The sequence below is a fragment of the Salinibacterium sp. PAMC 21357 genome, from assembly GCF_000247645.1.
Classification (GTDB): domain Bacteria; phylum Actinomycetota; class Actinomycetes; order Actinomycetales; family Microbacteriaceae; genus Rhodoglobus.
The window spans coordinates 56,790-69,942 of the sequence record NZ_AHWA01000004.1 but is presented as its reverse complement, the minus strand read 5'-3'; the positions used below and the strand labels follow the sequence as shown (position 1 = coordinate 69,942).

13 protein-coding genes are annotated in these 13,153 nt (G+C 61.1%); 8 read left to right on the top strand and 5 right to left on the bottom strand.

What is annotated here, in order from left to right; genetic code table 11:
* The first annotated feature begins 45 nt into the window (after nucleotides 1-45).
* Genes ON14_RS03615 through dprA form a run of 3 tightly spaced genes read left to right on the top strand, consistent with a single transcriptional unit; the run spans nucleotide 46 to nucleotide 3,345 of the window.
* A complete protein-coding gene (locus tag ON14_RS03615) occupies nucleotides 46-402 on the top strand; it encodes a YraN family protein (RefSeq protein ID WP_010203223.1) in 357 nt (118 codons plus the stop codon).
* A gap of 34 nt (nucleotides 403-436) precedes the next feature.
* Nucleotides 437-1,972 (top strand): YifB family Mg chelatase-like AAA ATPase, encoded by a 1,536-nt coding sequence (locus ON14_RS03610; protein ID WP_010203222.1) that lies wholly within the window; start codon nucleotides 437-439, stop codon nucleotides 1,970-1,972.
* The gene (gene dprA / locus ON14_RS03605; RefSeq protein ID WP_010203221.1) at nucleotides 1,969-3,345 is read left to right on the top strand and encodes a DNA-processing protein DprA; all 1,377 of its coding nucleotides are present in this window, start codon (nucleotides 1,969-1,971) and stop codon (nucleotides 3,343-3,345) included. Before ON14_RS03610 ends, dprA begins: the two co-directional genes overlap by 4 nt.
* Here the strand turns inward: dprA and ON14_RS03600 are convergent.
* A complete protein-coding gene (locus ON14_RS03600) occupies nucleotides 3,342-3,923 on the bottom strand; it encodes a uridine kinase family protein (RefSeq protein WP_010203220.1) in 582 nt (193 codons plus the stop codon). The genes dprA and ON14_RS03600 overlap by 4 nt on opposite strands.
* Nucleotides 3,924-4,204: 281 nt before the next feature.
* Here ON14_RS03600 and putP point away from each other — a divergent pair, with 281 nt between their 5' ends.
* The 3 genes from putP to ON14_RS03585 all read left to right on the top strand — a co-directional run bounded on the left by putP (nucleotide 4,205) and on the right by ON14_RS03585 (nucleotide 7,712).
* A complete protein-coding gene (gene putP, locus ON14_RS03595; RefSeq protein WP_010203219.1) occupies nucleotides 4,205-5,725 on the top strand; it encodes a sodium/proline symporter PutP in 1,521 nt (506 codons plus the stop codon).
* A gap of 135 nt (nucleotides 5,726-5,860) precedes the next feature.
* Entirely contained in the window at nucleotides 5,861-6,790 is a 930-nt protein-coding gene (locus ON14_RS03590) for a phosphodiesterase (protein WP_010203218.1), read from the top strand.
* Between the two features lie 52 nt (nucleotides 6,791-6,842).
* On the top strand, nucleotides 6,843-7,712 hold the full coding sequence (locus tag ON14_RS03585; RefSeq protein WP_010203217.1) for an NADPH-dependent oxidoreductase: 870 nt from the start codon (nucleotides 6,843-6,845) through the stop codon (nucleotides 7,710-7,712).
* 29 nt (nucleotides 7,713-7,741) lie between these two features.
* On the opposite strand, the gene ON14_RS03580 is transcribed toward ON14_RS03585, so the two are convergent.
* Entirely contained in the window at nucleotides 7,742-8,548 is an 807-nt protein-coding gene (locus ON14_RS03580; protein WP_010203216.1) for an SDR family NAD(P)-dependent oxidoreductase, read from the bottom strand.
* Between the two features lie 56 nt (nucleotides 8,549-8,604).
* Here ON14_RS03580 and ON14_RS03575 point away from each other — a divergent pair, with 56 nt between their 5' ends.
* Entirely contained in the window at nucleotides 8,605-9,513 is a 909-nt protein-coding gene (locus ON14_RS03575) for a tyrosine recombinase (protein WP_039741755.1), read from the top strand.
* 41 nt (nucleotides 9,514-9,554) lie between these two features.
* Here ON14_RS03575 and ON14_RS03570 read toward each other — a convergent pair whose 3' ends face one another.
* Complete coding sequence (locus ON14_RS03570) at nucleotides 9,555-10,145, bottom strand: MarR family winged helix-turn-helix transcriptional regulator (RefSeq protein WP_010203214.1); 591 nt, start codon at nucleotides 10,143-10,145, stop codon at nucleotides 9,555-9,557.
* 75 nt (nucleotides 10,146-10,220) lie between these two features.
* Here ON14_RS03570 and ON14_RS03565 point away from each other — a divergent pair, with 75 nt between their 5' ends.
* Nucleotides 10,221-12,404: an MMPL family transporter gene (locus ON14_RS03565; protein ID WP_010203213.1), complete on the top strand. Its 2,184-nt coding sequence runs from the start codon at nucleotides 10,221-10,223 to the stop codon at nucleotides 12,402-12,404.
* A 7-nt stretch (nucleotides 12,405-12,411) separates the two neighbouring features.
* Here ON14_RS03565 and ON14_RS16500 read toward each other — a convergent pair whose 3' ends face one another.
* Together ON14_RS16500 and ON14_RS03560 are read right to left on the bottom strand one after the other, a co-directional pair.
* Nucleotides 12,412-12,549, bottom strand: a complete 138-nt coding sequence (locus tag ON14_RS16500) for a hypothetical protein (protein WP_443208538.1) — start codon at nucleotides 12,547-12,549, stop codon at nucleotides 12,412-12,414.
* A gap of 23 nt (nucleotides 12,550-12,572) precedes the next feature.
* Nucleotides 12,573-12,941, bottom strand: a complete 369-nt coding sequence (locus tag ON14_RS03560) for a M23 family metallopeptidase (protein ID WP_010203212.1) — start codon at nucleotides 12,939-12,941, stop codon at nucleotides 12,573-12,575.
* Between the last annotated feature and the right edge of the window lie 212 nt (nucleotides 12,942-13,153).

Below are 13,153 nucleotides of genomic sequence, written 5' to 3'. Positions count from 1 at the left end.
CTCGCGGCGATGAAAGGAGATGCCCCCTCCCAGCACTCTTGATCCATGGCAGCAAAAGACGTACTTGGTGCACGGGGAGAAGACCTCGCGGCAGACCATCTGATTAGCGCAGGGCTCGAAATTGTGGACCGCAATTGGCGGTGTTCCCAAGGTGAACTCGACATTGTGGCGCGCGATCGAGAGGAGATCGTTTTTGTCGAAGTGAAGACCCGGTCGAGTGTGCTGTTTGGGCATCCGTTCGAATCGATCACGGCGACGAAGGTTGCCCGGTTGCGTCGGCTGGCGGCCGCGTGGTGTGACGCCCATGAGGGTACAGCGGCGGCCATTCGTATTGATGCGGTTGCTGTGATCGTGCCTTCGCGTGGTGTCGCGGAGATCGAACACTTGAAGCGTGTTTCATGATCGGCGTCGTTGTGGACGGATGGGGCGCCTGCTGATGGCTATCGGCAGAACCTACGCCGTTTCACTGCTCGGTCTCGAAGGCGCGATCGTCGAGATCGAAGCAGACCTCTCCAACAACCTTCCGGGTTTCGTGCTCATTGGCTTACCCGACACCGCGCTCGGCGAAGCAAAAGATCGCGTGCGGGCAGCAGCGACGAACTCCGGATGCGGGCTACCGAACCGCAAGATCACCGTCAACCTGTCGCCAGCTGCCCTGCCGAAACACGGCTCCGGCTTCGACCTAGGGATAGCGCTCGCGGCGCTCGCCGCCTCCGGTACCGTCTCGGCAGAGTCCATTGACCGTGTTCTGCACATTGGCGAGCTGGGTCTCGATGGACGCCTCCGCCCGGTCAATGGGGTGTTGCCCGCTGTGCTTGCTGCATCTCGGGCCGGGTTCACGACGGTGATGGTTCCGAGCGGAAACGCCGATGAAGCGTCGCTCGTTCCTGACGTGCGCGTTATCGCGGTTCCGTCATTGCGGGATGCCGCCATTTGGCACGGAGGAGAGTTCGAGCCAGAGCCAGTCGAAGTCATTACCCGACCAGTCGCCACCACGGTGCCGACAGACGGTGGCGACCTCAGCGACATGATCGGCGGCAGTGACGCGATCGACGCGATGCTCGTCGCGGCAGCCGGTGGTCACCACGTGTTCTTGCTCGGGCCACCCGGTGCGGGCAAAACCATGCTCGCCGCTCGGTTGCCAGGGCTTTTGCCCGATCTCGACCCGCAGGCGGCCCTCGAAGTTTCATCGATCCGCTCGCTCGCCGGACTCCCCGTCGGCAGCAGCCTCACCACCCGTCCACCGCTCGAAGCGCCACACCACACGGCGACGGCCGCGGCGCTCGTCGGAGGCGGCAGCTCCCAGATTCGTCCAGGTGCTGCCGCCCGTGCCTCCGACGGAGTGCTCTTCCTCGACGAAGCGCCCGAGTTCGCACCTGCAGCCCTCGACGCCCTGCGACAACCTCTCGAATCAGGAGTCATCAGCATCCATCGAGCCAACGCAGTCGCCCACTTTCCGGGCCGCTTTCAACTCGTAATGGCTGCTAACCCGTGCCCCTGTGGTCAATGGGGTGCCCGAGACAGCGAATGTACCTGCCCGCCCAACAGCCGCCGGCGCTATCTCGCCCGGCTTTCGGGCCCGCTGCTAGACCGCATCGATATCCAGTTCCGGGTCGAGCGCATCACGAGTGCCCAATTACGACTAGCGGGGGAGCGGCCATCGTTGTCGACAGCGGATGCTCGAGCGAAAGTCACGGCGGCCCGCGAACGTTCCCGCGCGCGACTTGCAGCAACGCCATGGAGACTCAACTCGCACGTACCGGGATCCTATCTTCGCGGCCGCGAATTGCGCCTCGCCCCGAAAGTCACGGCCGGCCTTGATCGCGCGCTCGAACGCGGCGGAATCACCATGCGCGGATATGACCGCGTGCTGCGCGTCGCCTGGTCTCTCGCTGACCTCGCCGATGACGCACGACCCGACGAAACTCACGTCGGTCAAGCACTGTATCTACGAAAGGCAATGTCACAGTGAGCATGTTTGGACTTAAAGAATCAGAAATCGCGACCCTCGTCAGAGCGGTGAGCGTCGACGGCGGTAGCGACCTGGACCGCGCCGCAATCGAGAACCGATTTGCGCGAGCCACCTGGAGCGGTCTTGCCGAACCCGGCGATCGGCTCGCGGGTCGCGCGATCCGACACCTGGGCCCGGCACGAGCCCTCACCGCCGTCGTCGAGCACTGGGATGAGGAACGGTTCGCCACCGAACTCTCTGCGGATGGTGACCCAGTGTCCGGCGATGACATGCGTCAAGCAATCGAGCGGTGGATGCCGCGGCTCAAGTCAGACACCGCGCTCATTGCTCTGCGCCAAGCCGCGCGTTTCGGCGCTCGACTGCTCACGCCAGACGACACCTTGTGGCCCGAGCGCCTCAACGATCTCGACTGGCATGCCCCCTCCGCGCTCTGGGTGCGCGGCACCGATGCGGCGCTCGCGGGAATCGTGCACGGGATCGCCCTAGTCGGGGCGAGGGCCGCCACCGGCTACGGCGAACACATCACGATGGAAGCCTCCGCTGGTCTCGTTGATCGTGGGTACACCATCATCTCGGGCGCCGCCTACGGAATCGACGGAATGGCACACCGCGCCGCCCTCGCAAGTCAAGGCCTCACCGTTGCCTTCCTCGCCGGGGGAGTCGACCGTTTTTATCCCAGCGGGCATGACAGTCTCCTCACCCGCATCGTCGAAAACGGTGCAGTGATCTCGGAACTCCCCTGTGGTTCTCCACCAACTAAGTGGAGATTTTTGCAACGCAACAGATTGATAGCTGCGGCAAGTCTCGCGACTATCGTGCTCGAAGCGGGTTGGCGCTCCGGCTCTCTCAACACTGCAGGGCACGCCGCCGCTCTCGGCAGACCGCTTGGCGCGGTGCCCGGCCCGGTTACTAGCGCAGCCTCCGCCGGGTGCCATCGCCTCATCCGAGACTACGACGCCGTGTGCGTCACCAACCCCGACCAAATGGCCGAACTTGCCCCGCTCGAAAACCGACAGCTCAGCGTGGAATCTCTCGATAGGCCTACGAATGATGCGACCCAGCCCAGTGTTGCCGCTAGCGAAAAAGTCGCTCACCCTGTGGCTGAAACCGAAGATGCTGACACCCCTCGCGACACCGAAACGATCCGCCTTCTTGATGCCCTCAGCGCGCGCAGCGCCCGAACCACCGACGACATTGCCGCTCGCAGCGGGCTCTCGCTAGCGGCAGTGCGTTCTCAACTCGGCATTCTCGAACTCGACGGTCGTGTCAGTGAGACCGAGCGAGGCTGGAAGCGAGCGTCCGCAGCTAGAGTGCGCCAACCCCGCACCGCAGCGAGTGGCGCGGCGGGCGGCACGGCGCAGCCAAGCCCCTAGTTCCCCAAGTGGCCGGGCACATGCAGCAGATCTGCGGACCCTCGCGGGTCGAAGCGTTCGACGAAGTCCCGTTCATTGGCAACCCACACCTCATCCCACAGCGCTTCATGATCGCGGCCTAGTCGCTGATCGCGCGACTTCCCCTGCGCGGTCGCCACCTCAAGATCGACATCAATCCAGATGGTCAAATCAAACGCGCCATCGAGTTCCGGATGAAACAGCCCGATCGCGTCAACAACAACAAATTCAGCGTCAGGAAGTGCCTCCGCAACGCCCAACCCTCGAGTCGACCAGTCGAAACGTCGGAAACTGCCGGAGACGCCGAGACGGAGCGGCGACAGAACTTCGTCGCGAAGCCGAACGCGCTCCACCCCATCCCACTCGGAGGAGCGTCGGTGCGAACGGTCCGGATCCAGAAAATCATCGCCGCGAATTCGCACACCTCCCGAAAGGGCATGAGTGAGATCTCGAGCGAGAGTCGACTTGCCGGCACCGCCGAAGCCCGAGACGCCGATAAGCGCTGTCGACTCAGCTTTCTTTAATTCAGAGATGTTCGCGAGAATGAAGTCGAGCGTCATGATGGCGTCAGTCTACGGCCGCAGCCCACAGCCAAAATCAAATATTGACACAAAAAGCGCGCAATTTTCGTTGCACGCACAAGGGGGTAAACCTGTGAACCCGCTCACTGCAATGCAACGAATCTCCACAATCACCATAAACAAGCGGTAAACCTGCAAAATAGGTCCCATGCGTTAAAAAAACTAATGCTTCATGCGCGTCCACTGAGATTGTTCCTAATCCTTATCTCTGTCAAAGTAGACAGGCTTAGCCCACGGACGTGCATAAGAAAGGCGACAAAGTGAACGATCAGTTCTTCCAAATTATCGCAATGGTCATTTATCTGGCCGCAATGCTCGGCATCGGTTGGTGGGCCTACAAGCGCACAAGCAACCTTGATGACTACATGCTCGCAGGACGCAAGCTCAGCCCCGGAGTAGCAGCGCTGAGCGCTGGAGCATCCGACATGTCGGGTTGGCTCCTTCTCGGACTCCCCGGCGCCTTCTACCTGGGCGGCCTCTTCCAGGGCTGGATTGCCATCGGCCTCACGATCGGTGCGTGGCTCAACTGGAAGTTTGTCGCGCCGCGACTGCGTGCCTACACCGAGGTTTCCAAAAACTCGATCACGCTGCCTAGCTTCTTCGAGAACCGCCTCCGCGACAAGTCACGCATTCTGCGCGTCACCGCCGGAATCATCATTCTCGTGTTCTTCACCTTCTACGTATCCTCCGGAATGGTCGCCGGTGGTGTCTTCTTCCAGAGTGCATTCGGTTCCGAATACTGGATCGGAATGCTCGTTGTTGGTGGCGTAACCGTTCTCTACACCCTCTTCGGTGGATTCATCGGCGCAACCTACACCGACGTGGTGCAGGGCATCATGATCTTCCTCGCCCTCATCGCTGTGCCGATCGTCGGTATCACTCAGACTGGTGGCGTCGCCAACACGATCGAATCGATCCGTGCGGCGAACACCGAAATCGATATGTTCAGCCTCTTCACCGGCGGCACAGTGCTTGCAGCAATTTCTGCGGCAGCGTGGGGCCTCGGTTACTTCGGCCAGCCACACATCCTCGTGCGGTTCATGGCGCTCCGCTCGCCAGGAGATGCCGTTGCCGGTCGCCGTATCGGAATCAGCTGGATGATCATCTCCGTTCTTGGTGCCATGGCATCGGCCCTCATCGGTGTTGCGTACTTCCAGCAGCACCCGGGGCTCTCGCTTGAGAACCCTGAGCGTGTGTTCCTTGAACTCGCACAGATCTTCTTCCACCCGCTCATCGCCGGCCTCGTTCTAGCGGCAGTGCTTGCAGCGGTAATGAGCACAATTTCATCGCAGCTCATCGTGTCGTCATCGGCGCTGGTAGAAGACCTGTTCAAGATTGTCGCCAAAAAGGAAGCAACGCCCAAGGCGCAGGTTGTCCTCGGTCGTATGGGTGTTCTTATCGTGTCGATCGTTGCGATCATTCTCGCGTGGGACCCCAACTCGTCGATCCTCGACCTCGTTTCTTACGCATGGGCTGGTTTCGGTGCTGCATTCGGGCCGATCGTGATCCTCTCGCTCTTCTGGCGCAAGCTCACCAGCGTCGGAGCGATTGCCGGAATGATCGCCGGTGCAGTGACCGTCGTTATCTGGGGCAACATCGATGCGCTCTCGGGCGTGATGTACGAAATCGTCCCCGGCTTCGCTCTCAACATTGTTGTCGCAGTAGTAGTCAGCCTGCTCACCTTCAAGAACAGTGACAAGATCACCGAAGAGTTCGACACCACGCTCGAAAGCGTGCGCACCGGAACAGTTCAGCTGCCGGTAATCGACAAGAAAAACTAGTTACCCGCGTGTGCTCGTCTAGCTAGGCGCGAGTGCAAAAGATGCCCGCCCCACGTTCGTGGAGCGGGCATCTTTGGTTAAGCGTGATGCGGCTACCTCATAGTGGATGACGCTGGTGCGGCCTAGGCTGGGCGTGTGATTCAACTCGGCCAGTACCCTGCCCCCAGCCACGTCATCGCGCATGTCAGCGACACCCATCTGCTCGCGGGCGGGCGGGCCCTCTATGGCGCGGTCAACACGATCGACCACCTCGAGCAGGCTCTTGCCCAGCTCGAGCGCTCCACAGCGCAACCGCAAGCCATCGTCTTCACCGGTGACCTCGCTGATCTGGGAGAAGCCGACGCCTACGTGCGACTGCGCGCCATCGTCGAGCCGGCCGCCAAACGTATGAACGCCGAAATCATCTGGGTGATGGGCAACCACGATGAGCGCGACCAGTACTCCAAGCTGCTGTTCGACGAAGAATCAGATGCCCCGCAAGACCGCGTCTACATGATCGACGGCTTGCGCATCATCTCCTTCGACACGACCGTGCCTGGCTACCACCATGGTGACATTAGCGATGAGCAGCTGGAGTGGCTGCGCACCGAACTTGCCACCCCGGCACCGCACGGCACTCTGCTGGCGGTGCATCATCCGCCGATTCCTACTCCCATGCTCGAAGCGATGGGGATGCTGGAGCTGCAGCGTCAAGAACGCCTAGCTGAAGTTCTGCAGGGCAGCGATGTGCGAGCGATTCTTGCTGGCCACTTGCACTACTCAACGCATTCGACGTTTGCGGGCATCCCCGTCTCCGTCGCATCGGCCACGTGTTACACCCTCGATCTCAGCGCCCACGAACGGTTGCTTTCTGGCGTCGATTACGGCCAAGCCGTCAACGTCGTGCATGTGTACGAGAAGCAGACGGTGCACTCGATCATCCCGATCGGCGACACAGCGGAGATCACTGGTCACTCGGCGGAGGCGTGGGCTCAGATCGAGGCGATGACGCCGGAGCAGCGACTCGAAACGTTTTCGGCCAAGAACTCGACGTTCAATGCCACCGAGGTCGCTGCTTCTGAGTAGTGCGAGGGTGCCACCGTACGGGGTGTGCCGCTGGGCATGAAAGCATTGGGTTATGACTCAGGGCGTTGACATCACACCACCACACACCCGAATCGAACTAGAGCAACAGCTGATATCGCCCGAATTTGTGACGGATACCATCCGGGTGCTCACCGGTCACGAATCAATCCGCAGCTTCGATTCCACTCCCATCGCCGCCGAAGTGTTAGAGGCGATTTTGGTCTCGGCAAGGAGTGCGCCAACGTCGTCGAATTTGCAGGCGTACAGCATCATCGTTGTCGAAGATGAGCAGCGACGAGCTCGCCTTGCACATCTCGTGGGCGACCAGCGCTATGTAGCCGACGCTCCGGTCACGCTCATATTTTGTGCTGACATCTCACGGCTGACCTATCTCGCCGAACGCCAGGGCCACAATTATGCGGCGAATAATCTCGAGATGTTTCTCCTGGCCTCTATTGATGCGGCCCTCGCTCTTCAGAACGCGCTTGTCGCGGCAGAGTCGCTCGGTCTCGGTGCTGTGCCGATCGGAGCGGTGCGCAATCGACCCAGTCTCATCGCTGAGGAGTTGGGCTTGCCCGCCGGCGTCTTCGCGGTTGCGGGCCTCACAATCGGCTATCCGAAACCGGGAGTGCGTCGCGGAGTGAAGCCGCGCCTCCCCAGCGACGCGGTCGTGCATCGCGAGCAGTACTCCGCTGAGAACATTGAGAAGCACGTGAGCGACTATGACGAGGTCATGATTGCCAACGGTTTGTATGCCGGGCGCCAAGTTGCCAGCGACCCCCAAATTCCGGATGCCGAATATGGTTGGGCGGAACACACCGCACGTCGTACCAGCAAGCCAGAGACACTCGTTGGACCGTCGGCTGCATTGCGCGACCATCTCAAAGACGAAGTAGAGTCACGCGGGTTCTCAATAAACTGAGGCGCTGAGGCGTCCGCACGCTAAGGGGCTCAGCTTGCAGGCTCGTGCGCTGCTCGGCTCGCGCGCGCCACAAACAGCAGGATTAGCGGTTGTGCAAGCTTCATCAAGGCCCAGAGGAATTTGTAGCGCACGCTCGGGATCGACACCGCGCGACCGCGCGCCGCGCTGCGCAGGGCAGACCGCACGACAAATTCTGCCTCAAGCCACATCCACTTGGGCGCCATAGCTTCTCGTTCGATTCCCAGCCGCGCGTGAAACTCGGTGCGAACGAAACCGGGGGCTAGCGCTGCAAAGGTGACTCCGCGACCGCGGTAGTGGGCGTTGGCCCAGCGGCTAAAGCTCAAGGGCCATGCTTTCGCCGCAGAGTAGAGCCCTAGCGGTGCCTCGCCGGCAATGCTCGCCACGGTCAGCACTGTGCCCGCGCCGCGAGCGAGCATTCCGCCAAGCACGGCATGGCTGAGTCTCATCGGAACGGTTGCGAGAAGTTCGAGCATCCGAGCCTCATCGTCGACCGAGTTCGTGTCGAATTCTTGAGGGAGTCCGTAGCCGGCGTTGTTTACCAGGTAGGTAATGGGATTCGTCGCTGACTTCAGTCGGCTTTCGACGAGCTCGCGTTCCGTGGCATTCGTCAGGTCTGCGGAAATCACCTCGACGGTAATGCGTGCCGTGTCGCGCAGTTCGGTCGCCATGGCTTCGAGGCGGGCGCTATTCCGCGCCACCAGAACTACGTCATAGCCTGCGTGCGCAAGCTGTCGTGCAAACTCGGCGCCAATGCCCGAGGTTGCTCCGGTGACGAGCGCGGTGCCGGTGGGGGAGCGTGAAGATCGTGTGGCCATCCCGAAACGCTATCGTGGCGAACCCGAATGACGGGCGTATGCCGCACGATAGAGGCGTGAACCTTCACCATCTTGTGGATACGTTTGCCGCCTATCTCGCGGCCGATCGCGGATTCAGCGTGCACACGGTGAGGTCGTACCGTTCCGATCTCACGAACTTGGCTGACTTCGCTATCGAACGCGGAGCGGCGGGGCCCGACGATCTCGACCTCGAGTTGCTGCGGGATTGGCTGTGGCATGCCTCGCAGGCGGGGTTAGCTAAATCTACTCTCGCTCGTCGGGCGGCCGCTGCTCGAGGACTCAGCTCCTGGTTGGAGAAAACCAATCAGGCGTCGACGGATGCCGCGGCGCGGCTCAAAGCGCCGAAAGCTGAGCGGCACCTTCCCCGGGTTCTCAATCGCGATCAAATGTCCGACATGCTGCAGAGCGTCGCGGCCCGCGCATCGTCAGCAGATCCGGTTGCGTTGCGTGACCAAGCGATTGTCGAGCTGCTGTATGCCTCGGCGTTGCGAGTGAGCGAACTCACTGGTTTGAGTTTGAGCGATATCGATGATTCGCGCCTGACCGTACGGGTGCTTGGCAAGGGCTCGAAGGAGCGTGTGGTGCCGTTCGGGATTCCGGCGCAGCGCGCCATCTCGGATTATGTAGAGAAGGGGCGTCCGCAATTGACGGCTGACGCAACCGCGTCGGGTGCTCTCTTTGTGGGTGCCCGAGGTAAGCGGCTCACCACTCGAACGGTGTACGACGTGATCGCGCATTTGTTGGCAGACGTTCCGGGTTCTGGTGGTTCGGGCCCCCACACGCTTCGCCATACGGCTGCGACTCACCTGCTGGATGGTGGCGCTGATTTGCGTGCGGTGCAGGAGATGCTTGGCCATGCCAGTCTCGGTACTACCCAGCTCTATACTCACGTCTCCACGGAGCGTCTGCGGGAGAGTTACCGCACAGCGCACCCGAGGGCCTAGCTCGATGGCGTTCCGCGGGGGAAGGGCCTGCCGCCGGCGCTCTATTTCGTGAGGGACGACAGCACGGACGTGCCGTCGGACTGACTCTCCGGTTTCCAGGAGGTTCGTCGTGGTCCTGGCGTATCTGCGCGTGGTCGAGGCACAGCGGGCTTTGGGGGAGGGACATCGCCCGGTTCGGGCAATTGGGCGCGGTAGATGGTCACTACTCCATCGAGGTATCGCTCGATCACTGCTTTCTCAGCATCGTCAAAATCATCGAGTACTCGATCGATTCCCATAATCATGGGCATGAGGGTTGCCATTGCTGTTTCAACCGACTTGGGGTTGGGGACGACGACGACACTGCGGCGGTCGGTGGGGTGTTGTTCTCGGGTGACGTGCCCGACGCCGATCAGCCGGTCAATAACTCCGGTTACGGCGGCGGTCGAGATGTTGAGTCGACGCGATAACTCGGTGGGCCCGAGCGGCCCGTGCATGATCAGGTGTTCCATGGCTTCGAGGTCAGTGGCGTTGACTGAAAGGGTGCGCCCGACGTGCTGCTCAAATTCATCGCTGGTGTCGAGGATGTCCCGCAACAGCTGAGTGGGTCGCCGCGCTGCGGGTCGCTCCGGTGCTTGTTCAGAATGTTGCATGTCCGTCACTTTACCGGTATGTTCCTAACTTGTCTAATAACTAACCAAACTAAACATATTTTCAGGAGGAGCGCGATGCATCGCCTCAGAACCTTCATCACGGCACGGCGCACTTCCTGGATCGTACTAGTTGGCGCGCTCGTGGCTGCGGGAGCCATTTTTGCGGCAGGCACCGGCAACGAAGAAGGAACGCTGCCGGGCGTCGGTCTTCCCGACTCCGCCGAGTCCGCGCAAGCAGCAGCAGCCGCCGAACAGCTGCCAGGATCCGACTCGACGGTAGCGCTGCTGGTGTTTAGCCGCGACGGTGAGACTCTGAGCGATAGTGACTCAGAAGCGGTGTCCGCAGCGGCAACCGCGTTGACTGACTTCTCCGCTGAGGGCTTTGTTCCGCCGCCAGCTTTTTCCGATGATGGAACTACTGCCCTCGTAACAGTCCCGCTCGACAAGCTTTCTGAGGCAGGGGAGCAAGCCGAGCGTGCCGACGAAATTCGGGCAGAAGCCAACGCTGACCTCCCGAGTGGGCTCACTGCCCTCCTGAGCGGCCCCGAAGGTTTCGCGGTCGACATCGCGGCGGTATTTGAAGGCGCAGACTTCACACTGCTGATCACCACCGTCATCGTGGTTGCGGCGCTCTTGCTCATCACCTACCGCAGCCCGTGGTTGTGGTTAGTGCCGCTCATTGTCGTCGGCACCGCCGATGGTCTCGCTGGCATCGTTGCTGCCAGAGTAGCGGCGCTTGCGGGCATCCAACTGGATGCCTCGGTCACCGGCATTCTTTCGGTGCTCGTTTTCGGTGCGGGAACCAATTATGCGCTGTTGCTGATTGCTCGTTACCGTGACGAGCTTCGACTCGTCGAGGATCGCCGAGAGGCGATGTCGCGTGCTCTTCGCGGAGCGGGCCCCGCCATCATTGCCAGCGGTAGCACCGTTGTCTTAGCTCTCCTCACGCTCGTTTTTGCTGAGTTGCAGGGCAACCGCGCGCTCGGAATTGCTTGTGCCACCGGCGTTGTTATCGCCATGATTTTCGCCCTCGTCGTTCTCCCAGCAGCCCTGGTGCTCTTTGGTCGTGGGCTGTTCTGGCCTTACATTCCGAGGTTCGGCACGGAAGGCAGCGCGGAACGCGGCGTCTGGCACAAGCTGGGTGTCCTCGTCTCGAAGAAGCCCGTCGTTGTTGCCATTTTGGGCGCGGTTGTGCTGGGCGCGCTTTCGCTTGGTGTTCCTCAGATCAAGATCGGGCTGTCGCAGACCGAAAGCTTCACGCAGGTTCCCGAGGCTGTTCAAGGCCAAGACATAATTGCGGAGGCGTTCCCCGCAGGCAGCGGTTCGCCGGCATCCGTGATTGCTAATAGTGAGTACGCCGACGAGGTGGCGCAGGCAGCGGAGGGCGTTGCGGGAGTGGATTCGGTGCGCATTGGTGAGAGCACGGACACCATCACGCAAATCACGGTGGTGTTGGATGACGCCGCCGAGACCGAGGCATCATTCGCTGCGATCGAGGCGCTTCGTTCGGAGCTGTCGTCAATCGATGGCGCCGACGCGCTTGTTGGCGGTTTGGATGCACAAGCTCTCGATGTGGAGCGCGCCCAGCAGGCCGATCAGGATCTTGTGATCCCGCTCATTCTTGGGCTCGTCTTCATCGTTCTGGTGCTTTTGCTGCGGTCGCTGCTTGCCCCGATTCTGTTGCTGCTGACGGTTGTGGCGTCGTTCTTTGCCAGCCTCGGAGCGAGTTGGTTCCTCTTCGAGACGGTCTTTGGTTTTCCTGCCATCGATACGAATGTTGTCTTGTTCGCCTTCCTCTTCTTGGTGGCGCTCGGTGTGGACTACAACATTTTCTTAGTGACGCGAGCGCGAGAAGAAGCGGTTGAGCATGGCACGCGGGCCGGGATGATCCGGGCACTGTCATCGACCGGTGGGGTAATCACCAGCGCGGGTATTTTGCTGGCGGCCGTCTTCGCGGTTCTTGGCGTGCTGCCACTCATCACGCTCACGCAGATCGGAATCATTGTCTGCATCGGTGTGCTGCTCGATACCCTCCTCGTTCGCACGGTGATTGTGCCGTCACTGGCATTCATCGCTGGCGAGAAATTCTGGTGGCCGGGTCGTGTGATCTCGGTTGGTGCCGAAGTTCGTAGTCGTCCGAACTCTGCGTCGCACGATGGCGGAGCCAAGCACGCCGCAGCGGCGCAGGTTGCCGATTCCCAGGGTTCGGGCTCGCACGCCATCGAAGATCATCGTGCAAAGCACAGCGTCGACCGCTAAAGAGGCGCTACCGTGCAGCGGAGGTGCGGGTCGGTAGAAGCACGGCTCGCGGTATCCCGCTCAGGTAGTTGAGCGGCGACACGTACTCGCCCTCGACGCGAACTCCGAAGTGCAGGCAAGGCCGCGTGCAGTGGCCTGCCTGCACTTCGCCGATCACTTGACCTTGGGTCACGTCATCTCCGCGAGCAGCGTGCTCGTGACGGGTTCGTAGCTAGTGATGATTCCGCCAGAATGGAGAACAGAGAGCACCGGTCGGTCCACCACGGTGCCCGCGAAATGCACGATTCCGTCCACAGGAGCTCGCACTTCGTTGACTAAACCCGTCTCGATATCGATTCCTCGATGGCCGGCAGAATACGGTGTCTCCGGCGCTATATACGGGCGAATGATCGGATGCGGGTCAGCGACCGGCCATTCCCAGTTGGCCGCGGACGCGGCCTCCGCTTGGGGAAGCGTTGTCACTGCGATGCTCGACGTCGTCTCGCCGAACGGCAACACGGCAATGGCAAGAAGTAGGCAAAGGCAGGTTCGGAGCATTCACCAACTGTCGACGATGAGGCGGGGATTCTGCGGCCATTTCGGGTGTTGGGGGAGAACCGACAGCGGGGATGAAGTTGTGGGGGAGCGATGGTATGATTTTGGCAGCACCGCGTGTATTCGCGGTGACTACGCGTGCCCCGTTGCAGTACAACTACTTCAACACACGGCCGCTATCTCCACTCAGTCCCCACTTGCAGACCATTGCAGTT

Coding starts and splice junctions, on each gene's coding strand:
- ON14_RS03615 (WP_010203223.1), top strand. CDS start 46: ATGGCAGCAAAAGACGTACTTGGTGCACGGGGAGAAGACCTCGCGGCA.
- ON14_RS03610 (WP_010203222.1), top strand. CDS start 437: ATGGCTATCGGCAGAACCTACGCCGTTTCACTGCTCGGTCTCGAAGGC.
- ON14_RS03600 (WP_010203220.1), bottom strand. CDS start 3,923: ATGACGCTCGACTTCATTCTCGCGAACATCTCTGAATTAAAGAAAGCT.
- ON14_RS03585 (WP_010203217.1), top strand. CDS start 6,843: ATGACTCAGGGCGTTGACATCACACCACCACACACCCGAATCGAACTA.
- ON14_RS03580 (WP_010203216.1), bottom strand. CDS start 8,548: ATGGCCACACGATCTTCACGCTCCCCCACCGGCACCGCGCTCGTCACC.
- ON14_RS03570 (WP_010203214.1), bottom strand. CDS start 10,145: ATGCAACATTCTGAACAAGCACCGGAGCGACCCGCAGCGCGGCGACCC.
- ON14_RS03565 (WP_010203213.1), top strand. CDS start 10,221: ATGCATCGCCTCAGAACCTTCATCACGGCACGGCGCACTTCCTGGATC.
- ON14_RS03560 (WP_010203212.1), bottom strand. CDS start 12,941: ATGCTCCGAACCTGCCTTTGCCTACTTCTTGCCATTGCCGTGTTGCCG.